A 16,721-nucleotide genomic window follows, 5' to 3' on the forward strand; every position below is an offset into this window, starting at 1 on the left:
GTCACTAGACAGTAATTGCTGGATGGCTATTATAATTATTGCCATACCTTATCAAGCACCGTAAACCAGTTTTTTGACGTTATCTTTTCAATCAGTTGATCAGAGAAGTGCCGTTGCTGCATTCGCTCAATCAACATAGAGATTTGACTGATATCAGATAACTCATCAGGTAGTAGGCAACCATCGAAATCAGAGCCAAACCCAACGTGATCTTCGCCTAGATGGTCGATCAGATAATCAAGATGGTCGACAATCACATCGAGTGATGTTTGCGTATTACGTTGCCCATCTGCACGAAGAAACGCCACATCGAAATTCACCCCAACCATACCGTCGCTTTGTTTAATAGCAGCCAGCTGCTGATCGGTTAAGTTCCGTGCTTGCTGACAGAGAGTATGTGCATTTGAATGTGTCGCAACAATCGGCTGGCAGGCAATCTCTAGCGTATCCCAAAAAGCACGCTCATTCATATGCGACACATCGATCAGCATCTGCTTTTCACTGCATTTAAGAATGAGGTCTTTACCTTGAGTCGTGAGCCCAGATCCTGTATCTGGAGAGTGCGGAAAGGAAGCATTCAAGCCATCACCGAAGAGGCTCTTTCTATTCCATAGTGGGCCAATGCTTCTGAGTCCTGCCTCATAAAACATATCAAGCAGGTCAGGCTGTATGGCTAAAAACTCAGCACCTTCCAAATGCAAAACGATGCCCAGTTGCTTATTCTGCTGACAGGCCTGAATTTGTTCTAACGAGGTGCAAATCTGGATTTGACCATCAGATCTTGCCTGTAGTTGCTGGGCTAGTTTCAATTGTTCACAACAGATATCGACGATTTCTTGCGGAGTAAAATCTGAATGTGATGGGTTGGCTAATTTGTCAGGTTGGTTGTTTTTCACATAAGCGTAGGGCGGTAAAAATATAGAAAATAATCCGCCCATCCAATTCGCTTCTTTGCAGCGTTGTAAATCCAAATGTCCCGGTAACGTGCCATAAATAAAGTCATGTACCGGATCGGCAGCTGAACTTAGCCAAAGGCGAGTCAACAGATCATTATGTCCATCAAATATCACAGGCTGAGCGTTCATAGTTAATCCGTTACCGTACGAGTAGGAATCAATTGCTCTTCATTCAGCTGTTTGTTACTCAGTGATTTAGAATTTTTTGGATTTCTAAACAGTAAATCTTCAAAAGGTACAGGCGTTTCACTATTGATACGTGCCTCCTCGATTAGATAATGATAAGGCGATTTGCCACACACAGGATCGGCGTTTTTGGCATCGCCCGTCAGCATAAAGGCTTGGCAACGACAGCCGCCATAATCGCGTTCTTTGTCTGGGCAGTTTTGGCAGATATCGGGCATCCAGTCATCACCGCGAAACTGATTGAAGCTCGCAGAGTCATACCAAATATCTGACAGTGGTGTATGTCGTACATTAGGAAACTGTATTGGCATTTGTCTGGCAGCATGGCAAGGTAGAGCTGTACCGTCTGGGGCCACTGTTAAGAAAATCTTGCCCCAGCCATCCATACAGGGCTTTGGACGTTCTTCATAATAATCAGGCACCACAAAAATAAGTTTGCACTTGATACCACGTTCTTCAATCTGCTTACGGTATTCATTGGTAATGCGTTCAGCTCGGACCACTTGCGCTTTGGTTGGTAGCAAACCCTCTATGTTCTCAAACGCCCAACCATAAAACTGACAAATAGCCAGCTCGACCGTGTCGGCTTCCAGCTCTAAGCAGAGGTCAATAATCTGGTCAATCTGATCGATGTTTTGCCGATGAATGACAAAGTTAAGTACCATCGGGTAATCGTACTGTTTGACCAGACGTGACATCTCATATTTTTGCTCAAAGGCATGCTTTGAACCTGCTAAGGCATTGTTGACCGTTGGATCACTGGCTTGAAAGCTGATTTGAATGTGCTGAAGACCTGCTTCTTTTAAATGCGCAATCCGAGCTTCGGTCAATCCCATACCCGACGTGATCAAGTTAGTATAAAAACCTTGATTGTGCGCATAAGCGACCAATTCTTCTAAGTCTTGACGAACCAGTGGCTCGCCGCCAGAAAAACCAAGCTGCACCGCGCCCATTTGCCGCGCCTGATCAAACACATCAAACCATTCCTCTGTCGTTAGCTCCTCTTTATACTGAGCGTAATCGATAGGGTTTGAGCAATAAGGGCATTGTAAGGGGCAGCGATAGGTCAGCTCAGCAAGCAGCCATAGCGGTAGCCCGACTGGCGCAGTCATACTAAATCAATCCAATGTTCACGCTGGGCGACCAGCATATATTCAATGATGTCTTGTTCGATTTCGGGAATATCGCCAAACATAGCTTGTACCTTTTGGATAATATCAGCAATGGACGCTTGACCATCAATATGTTGCCCAATGATGCTGGCACTGTCATTGAGCTTAATCATGCCTTCAGGGTAAAGTAGGACATAGGCGTTTTGCGCAGGCTCAAACTGAAAACGATAACCGTGACGCCATACCGGTACGATGGATTGATCCAGCTCAGGTAAGCTAGCAGGTATACTCATTTGAATAATCCTTTATGCCAAACATTGTCAGTGGTAACGCTTTGATAAGGGGCTTGATTATGCACATAGGCCAAGCTCAATGCATCCAATATCGTCCATAAGATATCGAGTTTAAATTGTAATATCTCAAGCATACGCTCTTGTTGCTCAGCTGTTTTGAACGAGTCGAGTGTGATGGTCAGACCATGCTCAACATCGCGGCGCGCTTGACTCAAGCGTGAGCGGAAATAGGTATAGCCTTGCTCTTTGATCCAAGGGTAATGCTTGGGCCAAGACTCTAAACGCGACTGGTGAATCTGCGGGGCAAACAACTCTGTAAGTGAGCTACTAGCCGCTTCTCGCCATGAGGTGCGCCGCGCAAAGTTCACATAGGCATCCACGGCAAAACGCACACCCGGTAGCACTAGATCTTCAGAAATCACTTGCTCACGGGTCAAACCAACTGCCTCTGCCAGACCCAACCATGCTTCACGACCGCCGCCGTCAGGATACACGCCATCTTGGTCAATCATGCGCTGAATCCATTCTTGACGCACGCGCTGATCAGGACAGTTTGCCATAATGGACGCGTCTTTCAATGGAATGTTGATCTGATAATAAAAACGGTTGGCAACCCATGCTTGAATCTGCTGCTGCGTCGCTTTGCCTTCATGCATCATGATATGAAAGGGGTGATAAATATGATAATACTGACCCTTATCCATAATCGCTTGTTCAAACGCTTCTGGGCTTAACGCTGTGTTTTCTTCTTGCATTGTGTTTTCACCTTACGATTGCTATCTTTACCTTACCGTTTGTCTTAAAGCTCAATTTGCATGCCATCAAATGCCACTTCAACACCATGTTGTTTTAATGTCGCAGCCTGTTCAGACTGTTCATTCAATATCGGATTGGTATTATTGATATGAATCAATACCTTACGAGCGTTATCGAGCTGGTCTAGATAATGCAATGAGCCATCTTCACCACTGATATGCAAATGTCCCATGTCTTGACCAGTTTTTGTACCAACACCGCACTCTTGCATTTCATTGTCCGTCCATAGCGTACCGTCAATCATTACGCAATCAGAGCTTTTCATGATTTGCATTACTTGATCGTCCATCTTACCTAGACCTGGCGCATAAAAGAGTTGTTTTTGTGTTTTTAAGTCTTTTACAATCAGCGCAATATTGTCGCCATCATGCGGGTCATTACGGTGCGGAGAATAGGGCGGTGCAGAGCTTCTAATCACTAAAGGCGTCAATTCTAAATTGTCAAACCCTTCAATCTTAAAGGTCTTCTTTGGATCAATTTGATTGTATTGCAAACCGCCATTCCAGTGCTTCAACATGTTAAAGAGAGGAAATCCTGTCGTTAGATCTTGATAGACCATGTCAGTACACCAAACAGGCATCGGACAGCCTTCACGCAGGGTCAATAGCCCCGTCGTATGGTCAAGTTGACTGTCCATCAAGACCACATTGGTGATGCCTGTATCTCTCAATTGACGTGCTGGCTGTGCTGCCTTGAACTCAAATAATTGTTGGCGGATATCAGGTGACGCGTTGAATAAGATCCAATCCACACCATTTTCTGATATGGCTATCGAAGATTGGGTACGGGTTTTTGCCTGAATCGTGCCTTGACGGACACCGTGGCAATTATCGCAGTTACAGTTCCACTGCGGGAAACCACCACCAGCAGCTGAGCCTAAAACGTGAATATACATAAATCAATATTTCCAAAAAAATAAAAGCCCTAATCATCTAGGGCTTTTAATGGATTGAGTGCTAACGAGTTCTAGCGTGCTTCGAAATACATAGTCACTTCGAAACCGATACGAATGTCTTGAAAAGCTGGTTTGGTCCACTGCATGGGATTACTCCGGAACGATCTTACTATTTAAGAAGTAAGATTAATAAAGTGAATGAGTGATAAAGGGTAGTATAAGCTGCCCCCCGCTGTCAATTTCTTAGATGTTAGTAAAGCGTTAACGAGCATCGTTCAAGTAGTCTTTTATAGCATAAATCAAAGCCGATTTATCATACCGAAAAGACAGTATATCGAGCATAAGATTAAAAATACCTTTGAATAGATTGAGCATAAATTATAACTATAAAAAATCTGCTCGAGGGAGTCAGGTGTATTTCGAGAACTTATGAGTTATACAGATATATTGCAAAAACCGAATTTATCTATAAAGTAATAGATTAACTTGATAGATACTGGAGCCTGAAGATGATTGCTGAATTACAAGGCAGTGAATTAACCAAAGCCATCTTGGAAAATGTCAGCAACTATGTATGGTGTGCTGTCAGCAACGTTAGCGATGATTATGCTATCGCAACCATAGATAATGGTTACTACGAATTACTGGTTCCTATTGTAGCTTTCAATAACGACCAGTTCGTTTGTGATAAAGGTGAGCTATGGGAACATGCTGTCTCAGTAAAGAGAGTGGCGCTTACTCAAGATGATGTGGGGCTATAACTCATTATCAGTATAATGACTGTTATACTCTAAATGCAGGTTAGTTTTACAGCCTATGCATGAAAATCTACCACCTATCTACAACTTCTTGTTCTAGTTGACAATACATCTGTACTATCTATTTATAAGCTCATCTGTCTAGTCACCAATATTTTTCAACGATAGATAAAACAAGTTCGAAGATGCTCAAGCGATTGCTGCTATAAAACCGCTTGTTTAGCTTACTAATCATTGTCATTGAATAGGAGTAACAACATGGATACAGTAATTGTTGGAAGCGAATTGACTCGTTCAATGCTTGAGGATGGTCATCAAAGTATATGGTGTGCTGTGAGTGACGAGAGTGATGAGAACGCTTTAGAAGATCAGGTAGGTAATGACTTCACATCTCGCATTGTAGCTTTTGAAGATGGCCAGTTCTATTGTACGGGCGGTATGCCTTGGAAATATGCAGTGCCAATTGAGATCATTGCATTGACGCGATATGACTTTTCTTTTTAGTGAACAACATAACTTAGATAAGTTTGGATAGTCATCGCCGAAAGTAAGTCCTAATATCAAGATGTTTAGTTAAATAAAATGCGCGACTGACAAGGCCATTCAAGCGATGCAATATACAGCTTGAATGGCCTTTTGTGTTTTAGAGCCAGTTTGAAAGCTATTTATTATTTTAAAAAATCAGGTTGCATAAAGGCAGGGTTTGGATACGTATAAAATCCTTCACCAGTCGCGAATCCTAGTTTGTTTTGATCGATTAATTGCTCTTTTAAATATTGAGCAGCCTTGAACCTCGCAGGGTTTTGAGTTTTTTCAGCAGATAGTTTTGTGATGTTGTATGCAGTGTTGATACCGATAGTGTCCAATATGGCAAAGGGACCCGACGGCGCGCCAGTTACTATCATCCACGTTTTATCTATCGTATGTGGATCGGCAACTTCTTTTGCAACCAATTGCAAAGCTGCATCTATAAAAGGCGCCAACAAACTGTTCATGATATAGCCGGGTTGCTCCTTATCCAGCGGCATTGCCACCATACCGATGGCAGTAGCAAAAGCAACAACCTCATCAAATACGTTAGGATCTGTCCCAGGATGCCCCATGATTTCGGCGACATTATGCATCCAAATTTTATTGGCAAAGTGTAGCGCTAAAAACTGCGCAGGTCGTCCCGTTGATTCTGCAAACTGACTAGGAAGTAAGGTAGAGGTATTGGTCGCAAAGATGGTTTTCTCTGGCGCTAGTTTGGCAAGTTTTTCATAAAATTCGATTTTAATTTCAGGAATCTCGGGAATGGCTTCAATCATTAGGTCAGCATCTTTGACCGCTTCTGCTAAGTCTGAAGTGTAGCTGAGATTGTCAAAAGCCTTATCCAACTGCTCTTGAGTTGCCCTCAAATCCTTTCGAAAAGCCTTGCACATCAATTGAAATTTTGACTTTGCTTTTTCTAAAACCTCATCATTGATGTCATAGACACTGACATTAAAACCATGAAATGCGGCCTGAAAAGCAATTTGGTAGCCTAGGATGCCGCTTCCCGCGACAGTTACATTTTTATACGTCATTGTATTTATTTCCTAATAGTAGTGGATATAAGTTGCTAGATAAATGTCTAGAACCTATAGATCTATTATTAGATGGTTTTACCTTATTATTCAACCTGCATTTTTATAAAAACATTTAAGAGAACCTAAAAATATCGCGATGCAAGTATCAGATAAGTTTATACTACTTGACTTATTATATTATCAAATAATTCAATAACTTGCTGACTGTATTGCTAGCTTCATACCTAATGATTTTATAATGACTGAAGGCTAATTTAATATCATAATGGCATTTTTAATGACTGTTGATGTCAAAATATTGTCGACGAGGTTGTAAAGGAGGACGTAAGCAGTGATGTACGATGAAAATCGCATTTAACGCATTCGATATGTAAGGAAGGCTATTATCCCTACCATTATTCTTACGTATGAATCCGTTACTGAATTTTAAGGTTTACACTGGTATCATGCGCCATCTTCCAACTGTGCTTATGTGCGTAAGGATTGCATTATCGAAGAATGCAGCTAGAGTGGACAAGCCTATTGACCTGTCTAAAGGTTATTAGCAGTAGTAAGCCTGTTTTTGATGTAATGATTCTCGCAAATGCGATACAAGCAGTTTCAACTTTTGGTCCGGTTGCCGTGCCTTGGGGTAAACCGCATACATGCCCATTTTTTTTCGTGTAAAGCGTTGCAAAATCTGGGTGAGCGTATTTTGCTGCATCTCTTCATAAACAAGTGCTTGTGGTAAAAAGGCGATACCTAAATCGCTAAGGGTCGCTTGTTTAATCGCATTAAGATGATTGCTATGAAACCGACCCTGTACAGGAAGCAGTTGTTCCGTGCCATCCATATATAGCGGCCATATACCATTCGCCGTATGATCAAACTTATAGACCAAACACTCATGACTCCGTAATTGTTCAGGGGTTTTAGGTGTACCGTGTCGCTCTAAATAGTCTGGTGTCGCACATATGACCCATTGGCTATCTATAAGGCGTCTTGCAATGAGTGATGAGTCTTCAAGCTCTGCTGTCCTTATCGCCAGATCAAACCCTTCTTCTATCAAATCAACCAATCGGTTGGTAATCTGTACATCTACTGATATTTCTGGGTGTTGTTTACAGAATTCGGCAATAGATTCGCTCAATATTAGATTCGCAGAGACCGCTGGCATGGTTATACGTATGTTGCCTTTCATGTCCTCACCATAGCCTGTTACGGCATTTTCAGCTTCTTGAAAGGCAAATTTAGCGATTTTAGCTTTGTTATAAAGCGTCCTTCCTGCATCGGTTAAGCTTAACTTTCTGGTTGTCCTATAAAGCAGCTGTGCGTTTAAGCTCTCTTCTAATCTTGCAATGCGTTTGCTTACCACTGAATTCGTTAATGACAGCTTTTCAGCGACCCGAGAAAATGAGCCTTCATCAACCACTTGGACGAATAAAACCATATCGTCAGCTTTGCCCATACTTGTTCCCCAATTGGTGTAATACGTTTTGGATTATAGCAAAAAAAGAAAATAACATTGTCCTTTGATGCAATATATCAATGTATTGACAAGGCGTAGAATATTTTAGGGAATTTTGAGCATTTGTTTATTTAACCATTCTATTAATCATGTCACTGACAGAGATTGTTTTCGGCTTCGTCTGACCGACAGCATGAAGTTATAAAAGCAAATGCTTAGATGAAGTGGTTCAAGGAAGATTACACGATAAAAAAAGGATTATGATTTTGAGTCAAACAATATATGGACTGTTGGCATTACTGCCAATCGTTCTCTGTGGTATTTTTTTGATAGGCTTGCAATGGTCAGCCAAAAGAACCATGCCAATCGTTCTGGCGGTTACTGCCGCGCTTGCCCTCTTTGTATGGGATATGACGCTTAATCGCGTGTCTTCATCTATTATTCAGGGAATGGTCATTACCGTCTCAGTATTGTGGATCGTATTTGGTGCTATTTTTTTATTGAATACGTTAAAGCATACGGGTGCCATTGCCGTTATCCGTGCTGGGTTTACCAATGTATCGCCAGATAGGCGGGTGCAAGCCATTATTATTGCTTGGTGCTTTGGCTGCTTTCTTGAGGGAGCGGCTGGCTTTGGTACAGCGGCCGCTATTGCCGCGCCTTTACTCGTCGCGATAGGATTTCCAGCGCTAGGTGCCGTGTTAATGGGAATGATGATACAAAGTACGCCTGTGTCATTTGGTGCAGTCGGTACGCCTATCGTTATTGGAGTAAACAAGGGATTAGATACAGTAGCCATTAGCACCCAATTGGCACAACAAGGACTAGAGTGGGGCGATTTTTTACAACTAATTACCAGCCAAGTCGCCATTATGCACGGGGTCATTGGTACGTTTATGCCACTCTTTATGGTAATGATGCTGACTCGATTTTTTGGTAAAAACAAAAGCTGGAAGGAAGGTTTTGCGATTTGGCCATTTGCTATTTTTGCAGGTTTGGCATTTACGCTTCCTTATACTTTGACTGGTATCTTTTTAGGACCAGAGTTTCCGTCACTGGTCGGTGGTTTGGTTAGTGTCGCCATCGTTGTTAATGCTGCAAAACGTGGATTTTTAGTGCCAAAAACTACATGGGATTTTGAGCCGCAAAAAAACTGGCCAAGTGAATGGCTTGGTAAATTAGTAGTTAGTAAGGAAGATTTGACGCCGAATGTAGATGGTAAGAAAATGTCTATTTTCATGGCATGGTTCCCTTACTTGCTGGTTGCGCTGTTATTGGTTTTTTCAAGAGTGTTTGCGGGCTTCAAAGCTTTTCTTACTAGTGTGACGTTAGACTTTAAATCAGTATTGGGCGAGACGGATATTAGCGCTGATTTTAGTCCTTTATACTTACCTGGTGGGTTATTGTTAATCAGTGCTTTGGTTGCCGCTTTTTTCCAAACCAAAAAGCCAGGTAGTGCACTAAATAGTGCGTTCAAAGAGTCAAGCAAGACGGTATTGAGTGCTGGTTTTGTTCTTATATTTACGATCCCAATGGTCAGGATTTTTATCAATTCAGGCGTCAATCTATCAGATGTGGCAAGTATGCCAGTTGCGAGTGCAGAATTATTTGCAGGTGCTTTTGGTAATGTTTTCCCCTTAATCAGTGCAACGATTGGAGCACTTGGGGCCTTCATCGCAGGTTCTAATACTGTCTCTAATATGATGTTTAGCCAATTTCAGTATGAAGCTGCAATTAGCTTGCGTATTTCACCTTCTATAATCATAGCAGCACAAGCCGTTGGTGCAGCAGCTGGTAATATGATTGCGATACATAATGTGGTGGCTGCCTCAGCAACTGTAGGTTTGCTTGGTATGGAAGGCGCTACCCTCAGGCGCACGATTTTACCTACTTTATACTATGTATTGTTCTGCGGAATAATCGTTATGGCTACCATTTACATTTTCGGTTTTCAAGGTCCTTTAGCACCATAAAGCACATGTAACCTCCAAGATAAAGAGATTGATATGCATTCATCAAACCTTTTCTCATCGAATATAGCGCATCAAGACCAAGACATACTCCGTCCTGAGCAAGTATTAGACAAGCTAACCCATTTACTGGGAGCCAGTAATGTACAGGCTGATCCAGAGAAAAACGAACACTATAGAATGGGGTGGCGCTCTGGTGGCGGCAGCGCTTTGGCTGTTTTGTTTCCACAAACACTGCTGGAGATTTGGCGTAGTCTAGAAATATGTGTGGAAGGCGACTGCATTATTATCATGCAAGCAGCAAAAACAGGGCTGACTGAAGGCTCAACCCCGAGCGGTAATGACTACGATAGACCAGTGGTTGTGATTAACACCCTTGCAATGAATCAGTTGTATTTGGTGAATGATAACGAGCAAGTGATTAGCTTACCTGGCGCCACGTTGCATCAGTTGCAAAGTCAGCTTAAAGCCGTAAATAGAGCACCTCACTCGGTCATCGGTTCATCGACTTTGGGTGCGTCAATTATTGGCGGTGTCTCTAATAATTCTGGTGGGGCACTGGTTAAAAGAGGTCCTGCTTATACCGAACTTGCTTTGTTTGCCCAAATAGACAAGCACGGTCAGCTAGTGCTGGTTAATCACCTAGATGTAGAGTTAGGCGACACTCCAGAAGAAATACTCACTAACTTACAAACAGGTAATTTCGATAAAAGAGCATTACCTGACACTGGTAAGATGGCATCTGACAAAGAATATATCGCCAGAGTAAAAGATGTTGATGCAAGTACGCCAAGTCGTTTTAATGCGGATAAGCGAAGACTGTATGAAGCAAGCGGCTGCGCTGGCAAGCTAGCGGTATTTGCAGTGCGTCTTGATACCTATCCAACAGCTGTAAAAGAGAAAGTATTTTATATAGGCACTAATAGTGTGAGTGAGCTTGCACAGCTCAGAAGACAAATATTATCAAGCTTCGATAATATCCCTGAAGTGGGTGAGTACATGCATCGTGATATATTTGATGTATCTGCTAAGTATGGTAAGGACACGTTCCTGAGTATTAAGCATCTCGGTACCAATGCCTTACCTAGATTGTTTTCTATCAAAGGCGCTATGGATGCAAAACTCCATAAATGGTCATGGATGCCAAAGCATTTCACTGACAAAGTCATGCAGTTCATCGCCAATATATTTCCAAAGCATTTACCGAAGCGAATGCTAGAGTATCGCGACCAATATGAACATCATTTAATCTTAAAAATGAGTGATGATGGCATAGCAGAAGCACAGAATTTTCTTGAGGCGTTCTTTGCCGTGTCAGACACAGGTAACTATTTTGAATGTAGTCAAGAAGAATCAGAAAGCGCCTTTTTACATCGCTTTGCCGCTGCAGGTGCTGCATTACGTTATGAAGTCATACATGAAAAAGAAGTCGGCGATATATTGGCATTGGATATTGCTATACCACGTAACGAGTTAGAATGGCTCGAAACGTTACCTGAAGACATTGAACAGCATTTGGAAAAGAAACTCTATTATGGACACTTTTTTTGTTATGTATTTCATCAAGACTATATTTTGAAGAAGGGTAGTGATGCACATCTTGTTAAAAAAATGATGCTAGAGCTACTGAGCGCACGCGGAGCCAAATATCCTGCTGAGCATAATGTCGGACACCTATACGAAGCAGAACCTGATTTGCAAAATTTCTATAAAAGCCTAGACCCAACCAATACCTTTAATCCGGGTATTGGTAAAATGTCGAAAACCAAACGCAATTGCTCGTGTTGTTTATAACTGAACTCTATAACTGATATTTAAAACTGGCCATGGGCTGATTATTTATCAGTAGCTAAGTTGCTGAATAGTTCAGTGTTTGTCTATTATAAATTGTTCAATACATCCTCAGAAGCACTGCCGATTGGTAGTGCTTTTTTATTATTTCTCGGTAAATGTATCAGTGGCCTCGAGTTCAGAAGCATATTTATTCAAAATGATTTTGTTATCTATTGTTAAATACCAGTCGATGCTATGTATAATGCAGCACTAGCATAGCTTTCACTTAGTATGGCTTTCACTCATATGCCTTTAATAAGAAGATTACATTATGTCAAACAAGCGTCCTTTATATATTCCTGTTGCTGGACCCGCTCTTTTAGAGACACCTTTATTGAATAAAGGTAGTGCTTTTTCATCAGAAGAACGTAGTAGTTTTAATTTAACGGGGCTATTACCTCATAATATTGAAACGATTGAGGAGCAATCATTACGTGCTTATCATCAACTAAGCTCATTCACTGATGCGATGGATAAGCATATTTACTTGCGTAACATCCAAGATACCAATGAAACCTTATTTCATCATCTAATTGAGCAGCATATCGAAGAAGTCATGCCGCTCATTTATACCCCAACCGTTGGTCAGGCGTGTGAAAAATTCTCGCAAATTTATCGTCGTAAACGTGGTTTGTTTATCTCATATCCTGAGCGTCACAAAATCGACGATATGCTACAAAATGCCACCAAACAAAACGTCAAAGTGATCGTTGTTACTGACGGTGAACGTATATTGGGGCTAGGAGATCAAGGTATTGGCGGTATGGGAATTCCAATCGGTAAGTTGTCTTTATACACGGCTTGTGGTGGTATTAGCCCAGCTTACTGTCTACCTATTTTGCTGGATGTCGGCACCAATAACCAACAGTTGCTTGACGATCCTATGTATATGGGCTGGAGAAATCCGCGCATTTCTGGCGATGAATATAATGAATTTGTGGACTTATTTATTCAAGCTGTTAAGCGCCGTTGGCCAGAAGTGTTATTGCAATTTGAAGATTTTGCTCAGGAAAACGCGACACCATTATTGAATAAATATCGTGATCAGCTATGCTGCTTTAATGATGATATTCAAGGGACTGCTGCGGTATCGGTTGGTACTCTGATTGCAGCGTGTCTAAACAAAGGTCAAAAACTTAGCCAACAGAATATCGCATTTTTAGGCGCAGGATCTGCAGGTTGCGGTATTGCTGAGCATATTATTCGCCAAATGCAGCGTGAAGGATTGACTGAAGAGCAAGCTCGTAGTCAAGTATTTATGGTTGATCGCTATGGCTTATTGACAGATGGCATGACAGAACTGCAAAAATTCCAAGAACCGTTAGTACAAAAAGAATCAGCTATTGCAAGCTGGGACAAAAGTAAGAAACTCGGCTTAGCGCAAGTAGTTAAACAAGCAAAAATTACCGTATTATTTGGTGTTAGCGGACAAAAAGGTCTGTTCACCCAAGAAGTGATCGAATCGCTATGTGCTAATACTGAGCACCCAATTGTACTACCGCTTTCAAACCCAACGTCTCGCGTGGAAGCAACGCCGCAAGAAGTGACTAATTGGAGTAAAGGCAAGGCAATTATCGCAACGGGTAGTCCTTTTCCTCATACCACTTATAACGGTCAGTCGTTTGAGGTTTCTCAGTGTAATAACAGCTATATTTTCCCTGGCATTGGTCTAGGTGTTTTAGCAGCACGTGCGACAGGTATCAGCGATAATATGCTAACGGCAGCAAGCCAAGCTCTTGCAGATATATCAATGGAATACGAAAAAGCACCTGGTGCCATCTTACCGCCGATCAAAGTTATCAGAGAGATCAGTGAAAAAATAGCGTATGCAGTGGCATTGCAAGCGGCTCAAGACAAGCTAGCACTACCTATCACATCGGAGAATTTACAACGCCGATTAAAAGCGAACTTTTGGTTACCTGAGTATCGTAACTATCGCCGTACTTCTTTTTAGGTTAGAGATTAGATAGTTAGCTATTATCGATATTGCAAACACTATAAAAAATCACCTTAACTTGAACAGTTAGGGTGATTTTTTTATCTGTGCATTAATATAAAACTATAGCGTCTGTATGGTCGCTTGTTTTGGTGGTGAGTTAGTCAACGCCTTGATAATTTCAGATATTTTAAAGGTATTCTAAGAAGTGTTAGTCGATACCTTTATCATTAAGGTATGGAAGGTTAGGGTGTATTATAGACACGCAATAAAAAACCCTTGCAGCGTATGGCTTACAAGGGTTTAATCGGTACTACTCATATCTTAACTGGTGCGCCCACCACGCAACGACTAACTTAGCATAATCCTTTATTATTAAGGGATAAGGTAGTTAAGTATTTATTTTTAACAACAAATTTAACAACTTCTTAAGGTCTATTGATTTGCCATCCGATTGAGATTGGCTTTTATATCATGAATGACCTGATTCGATAATTCTTTCTCAATGTTATGATCTTTAATAACAGTCAAAAAGTCCTCAGCAACTGATGCTACCTGATCAATAATAGCTTGTGCCTTTTTTTGCTTAATATCAGCAAGTTTAGCCAACTTTAATAAGTGAGATCGGGTAGGGTATTGAGCTTCACCAGTCACATCCATTTGATGATAACCGTTCATACCTGAGTTATAAACGAGATCATAGACAGGCGACAATGACCACCTGCCAGCCTTGTCCATCATAAAAGAGAAGTTCTTGCTATGATCGTCTTTATTGTTAAAGATGACATTAAATACAGCATGTCTAAAACCCTCTTCTACAGCAACTTGTGATTGGGTCAACATACGCACGCAGCGTAAATACTGCAGATAATCTAATGATGGGATGCGAAAATCAATGTCTAATAAACCTGCCAGCGTATGAGTATGAACGCGTTGATTGTCCATACGGTCAAAACGCTCAACCCCAAAAGCAGCATGTTTTTCACCGATATCAAAATAATGATGCGCAGGCATGTTTAGGCCTGCTTGCTTAGCCATATCAGCATAAATTGACTCTAATAGGCAAACGCTTTTATGCTCAGATTGGGCAGGAAACTTAATCAGCCACGGCGCTGCGGATGGCTGTTCGCTTTTTAAGTCCGTAGTAATAAACTCGGTTGCCTCATCATATAGGACAAGTGCTTTTGGTCTTGCACCTTGTGGTGAGCCGCCGATAACGATGAGCTCAGCCAGTATGTTGCTATCTTGTCCGGATAAAATCGATTGATTGGCAGCGGCCAGTTTGGCTAAAGTAAAATCATTAATATCGATATCAGCGCCTGATAAATCTTGTTGTGGCTCAAAACTAAGTGCTCCCATTGCTGAATTACCAATATAAGCGAGGCGATCTAAAACATTGATTGACGTAGCATGAGACATTGTTTTTCGAAAGAACCTATCCATGAGCAGCATTCCCCAACCATCAGGTAAGCTGTCTGATAATAATCCGCATAGGTAATGGCTCGACGCATGAGTACCATAATAAGGTGCTGATCGTAAGGGCATCTCAATTGGTGATAACTCCAGTCCATCAGTCAGCCACGCCGCATCATAGCCAAAGGTAGGGCGTCGTCCATCCATCGTTAATTTACCGATAAGACGTTTGTCTCCGAATCCTTGGTAGTAAATATTGATAATTGATATCGGTTGATACATTGAGGTGGCTACCTTATATCAGCTTTTATTTGAGGCGCGCAAGCGTGGATTTTGTTTAGCGATAACATCTTCTATATTGGTAGGCACTACATCAAATAATTCAGAAAAGTGATTTACCATGCCAAGAGCCATAGCGAGCCTGATTATATTGTCTAGTGTACCGCCCTGACCAGACTCAATACGAGCAACAGTACTGATGCCAGTACCAGCCTTATCTGCTAAAGCGGCTTGTGTTAAGTTTAATGCCAGTCTCTGCGTTTTTAAGCGTTCACCTAAAATCTGAGAAATTTCACTTGGCGTATAAAAATCAAATCTTATGTTCATAATATAATCATTCATATAAGAGTGTTAAAATACTATTTTAGCACTTAGTCATTCAAATATGAATTCTTGTTTTTATAAAGCTAATAATTAGAAAAAATACTTGCAATAAGTACCTGTTCTTTACATAATCCTTTCACTATAAAAAAGTGGACTTATATATACAAGTATTTCGAGAACCAATATAGCTGGCCACACTTTAAGCTTTTTAACGGTTAGTATTATCAGCGTTTGTATCAATGCCAATGCGCTTACGCCTGAGTGACCCCTGCCGTCAAACCCCAATATTAACAACATCACCTAAGAAAAGTGGATTTTATACATCAGTCTTCTGCACTATATAAACAATAGCATTTAGGTGATTTTCGAATCATTAGAGTAAAAGAATTCCATGGTAAGGGATAGGTTAATTATATTTTGGACACCATAATATTGAGGTGTTTATCACCCAACAAGTTATAGTTTAGATTAATATTTGGTCTACTCTAGCATTGAGTAATTCTTTGCTATCGATATTAATTTTAAAGCTATCCCCTAATAAAAATAAACAGTAAATAGAAAATTCGTTAAAATTATAACCCCTAAATTTAATGTCTACGGATTCGACAGCAGAGGTCGGTAACAAGAGGTTGAGCCATCTAGCTTAGTATATTTATAATTACTGTATTGTATTTAACTATGACATCACTACGATTTTGATATTTGAGAATAATTACTCTACAGCTATTTACTTTCCAGTAACCTCTTTCATAAATACTACTTAATACATCTCTGGCCAAAAAATTAATAGTGACAAGCTATGAAACATAATTTTGGGCAATTTTCATATCTATTAATACTCATCTTAAAGCGAACCTCTCTCTTAACAAATATCCTAATATTTTGTGGCATTACTTTTAGTCATGGTTGACAGACTTTATATCATTTTCCAATGG

General features: G+C 41.0%; 15 protein-coding genes. 5 read left to right on the forward strand and 10 right to left on the reverse strand.

The annotated features are described in order from the left end of the window. Window positions 1-35: 35 nt before the first annotated feature. From FQV37_RS10615 to pqqA, 6 genes are all read right to left on the reverse strand, one after another. The gene (locus FQV37_RS10615; RefSeq protein ID WP_205962085.1) at window positions 36-1,085 is read right to left on the reverse strand and encodes a dipeptidase; all 1,050 of its coding nucleotides are present in this window, start codon (window positions 1,083-1,085) and stop codon (window positions 36-38) included. A gap of 2 nt (window positions 1,086-1,087) precedes the next feature. Then, window positions 1,088-2,254, reverse strand: coding sequence for a pyrroloquinoline quinone biosynthesis protein PqqE (gene pqqE, locus FQV37_RS10620; protein WP_101205841.1), 1,167 nt, complete (start codon window positions 2,252-2,254; stop codon window positions 1,088-1,090). After that, complete coding sequence (pqqD, locus tag FQV37_RS10625; protein WP_057760106.1) at window positions 2,251-2,547, reverse strand: pyrroloquinoline quinone biosynthesis peptide chaperone PqqD; 297 nt, start codon at window positions 2,545-2,547, stop codon at window positions 2,251-2,253. Before pqqD ends, pqqE begins: the two co-directional genes overlap by 4 nt. Beyond that, complete coding sequence (gene pqqC, locus FQV37_RS10630) at window positions 2,544-3,302, reverse strand: pyrroloquinoline-quinone synthase PqqC (protein WP_160022909.1); 759 nt, start codon at window positions 3,300-3,302, stop codon at window positions 2,544-2,546. The genes pqqD and pqqC overlap by 4 nt, the downstream gene beginning before the upstream one ends. Before the next feature lie 44 nt (window positions 3,303-3,346). Further along, window positions 3,347-4,258 (reverse strand): pyrroloquinoline quinone biosynthesis protein PqqB, encoded by a 912-nt coding sequence (gene pqqB / locus FQV37_RS10635; protein ID WP_160022911.1) that lies wholly within the window; start codon window positions 4,256-4,258, stop codon window positions 3,347-3,349. A 71-nt stretch (window positions 4,259-4,329) separates the two neighbouring features. Beyond that, window positions 4,330-4,404 (reverse strand): pyrroloquinoline quinone precursor peptide PqqA, encoded by a 75-nt coding sequence (gene pqqA, locus FQV37_RS10640; RefSeq protein WP_082894360.1) that lies wholly within the window; start codon window positions 4,402-4,404, stop codon window positions 4,330-4,332. A gap of 363 nt (window positions 4,405-4,767) precedes the next feature. On the opposite strand from pqqA, the gene FQV37_RS10645 reads away from it, so the two are divergent. Then, on the forward strand, window positions 4,768-5,019 hold the full coding sequence (locus tag FQV37_RS10645; RefSeq protein WP_160022913.1) for a hypothetical protein: 252 nt from the start codon (window positions 4,768-4,770) through the stop codon (window positions 5,017-5,019). Between the two features lie 255 nt (window positions 5,020-5,274). After that, a complete protein-coding gene (locus tag FQV37_RS10650; protein WP_160022915.1) occupies window positions 5,275-5,520 on the forward strand; it encodes a hypothetical protein in 246 nt (81 codons plus the stop codon). A 164-nt stretch (window positions 5,521-5,684) separates the two neighbouring features. Here FQV37_RS10650 and FQV37_RS10655 read toward each other — a convergent pair whose 3' ends face one another. Then, window positions 5,685-6,581 (reverse strand): 3-hydroxyacyl-CoA dehydrogenase, encoded by an 897-nt coding sequence (locus tag FQV37_RS10655; RefSeq protein WP_160022917.1) that lies wholly within the window; start codon window positions 6,579-6,581, stop codon window positions 5,685-5,687. 544 nt (window positions 6,582-7,125) lie between these two features. Beyond that, complete coding sequence (locus FQV37_RS10660; RefSeq protein WP_160022919.1) at window positions 7,126-8,031, reverse strand: LysR family transcriptional regulator; 906 nt, start codon at window positions 8,029-8,031, stop codon at window positions 7,126-7,128. Window positions 8,032-8,297: 266 nt separating this feature from the next. Here FQV37_RS10660 and FQV37_RS10665 point away from each other — a divergent pair, with 266 nt between their 5' ends. From FQV37_RS10665 to FQV37_RS10675, 3 genes are all read left to right on the forward strand, one after another. Continuing rightward, window positions 8,298-10,004, forward strand: coding sequence for an L-lactate permease (locus tag FQV37_RS10665; RefSeq protein ID WP_160022921.1), 1,707 nt, complete (start codon window positions 8,298-8,300; stop codon window positions 10,002-10,004). Window positions 10,005-10,037: 33 nt separating this feature from the next. Continuing rightward, window positions 10,038-11,795, forward strand: a complete 1,758-nt coding sequence (gene dld / locus FQV37_RS10670) for a D-lactate dehydrogenase (protein ID WP_160022923.1) — start codon at window positions 10,038-10,040, stop codon at window positions 11,793-11,795. Window positions 11,796-12,105: 310 nt separating this feature from the next. Continuing rightward, entirely contained in the window at window positions 12,106-13,788 is a 1,683-nt protein-coding gene (locus FQV37_RS10675; RefSeq protein ID WP_160022925.1) for an NAD-dependent malic enzyme, read from the forward strand. 417 nt (window positions 13,789-14,205) lie between these two features. On the opposite strand, the gene FQV37_RS10680 is transcribed toward FQV37_RS10675, so the two are convergent. Both FQV37_RS10680 and FQV37_RS10685 read right to left on the reverse strand, forming a co-directional pair. Further along, a complete protein-coding gene (locus FQV37_RS10680) occupies window positions 14,206-15,465 on the reverse strand; it encodes a type II toxin-antitoxin system HipA family toxin (RefSeq protein ID WP_160022927.1) in 1,260 nt (419 codons plus the stop codon). A gap of 18 nt (window positions 15,466-15,483) precedes the next feature. Then, a complete protein-coding gene (locus FQV37_RS10685) occupies window positions 15,484-15,789 on the reverse strand; it encodes a helix-turn-helix domain-containing protein (RefSeq protein ID WP_160022929.1) in 306 nt (101 codons plus the stop codon). Window positions 15,790-16,721: the final 932 nt, after the last annotated feature.

It is taken from the genome of Psychrobacter nivimaris (assembly GCF_009812035.1).
GTDB lineage: Bacteria > Pseudomonadota > Gammaproteobacteria > Pseudomonadales > Moraxellaceae > Psychrobacter > Psychrobacter nivimaris.

Bases quoted from the DNA above. Each gene is read 5' to 3' on its own strand.
- FQV37_RS10615 (WP_205962085.1), bottom strand. From the start codon at position 1,085: ATGAACGCTCAGCCTGTGATATTTGATGGACATAATGATCTGTTGACT.
- pqqE (WP_101205841.1), bottom strand. From the start codon at position 2,254: ATGACTGCGCCAGTCGGGCTACCGCTATGGCTGCTTGCTGAGCTGACC.
- pqqD (WP_057760106.1), bottom strand. From the start codon at position 2,547: ATGAGTATACCTGCTAGCTTACCTGAGCTGGATCAATCCATCGTACCG.
- pqqC (WP_160022909.1), bottom strand. From the start codon at position 3,302: ATGCAAGAAGAAAACACAGCGTTAAGCCCAGAAGCGTTTGAACAAGCG.
- pqqB (WP_160022911.1), bottom strand. From the start codon at position 4,258: ATGTATATTCACGTTTTAGGCTCAGCTGCTGGTGGTGGTTTCCCGCAG.
- FQV37_RS10645 (WP_160022913.1), top strand. From the start codon at position 4,768: ATGATTGCTGAATTACAAGGCAGTGAATTAACCAAAGCCATCTTGGAA.
- FQV37_RS10650 (WP_160022915.1), top strand. From the start codon at position 5,275: ATGGATACAGTAATTGTTGGAAGCGAATTGACTCGTTCAATGCTTGAG.
- FQV37_RS10655 (WP_160022917.1), bottom strand. From the start codon at position 6,581: ATGACGTATAAAAATGTAACTGTCGCGGGAAGCGGCATCCTAGGCTAC.
- FQV37_RS10660 (WP_160022919.1), bottom strand. From the start codon at position 8,031: ATGGGCAAAGCTGACGATATGGTTTTATTCGTCCAAGTGGTTGATGAA.
- dld (WP_160022923.1), top strand. From the start codon at position 10,038: ATGCATTCATCAAACCTTTTCTCATCGAATATAGCGCATCAAGACCAA.
- FQV37_RS10675 (WP_160022925.1), top strand. From the start codon at position 12,106: ATGTCAAACAAGCGTCCTTTATATATTCCTGTTGCTGGACCCGCTCTT.
- FQV37_RS10680 (WP_160022927.1), bottom strand. From the start codon at position 15,465: ATGTATCAACCGATATCAATTATCAATATTTACTACCAAGGATTCGGA.
- FQV37_RS10685 (WP_160022929.1), bottom strand. From the start codon at position 15,789: ATGAACATAAGATTTGATTTTTATACGCCAAGTGAAATTTCTCAGATT.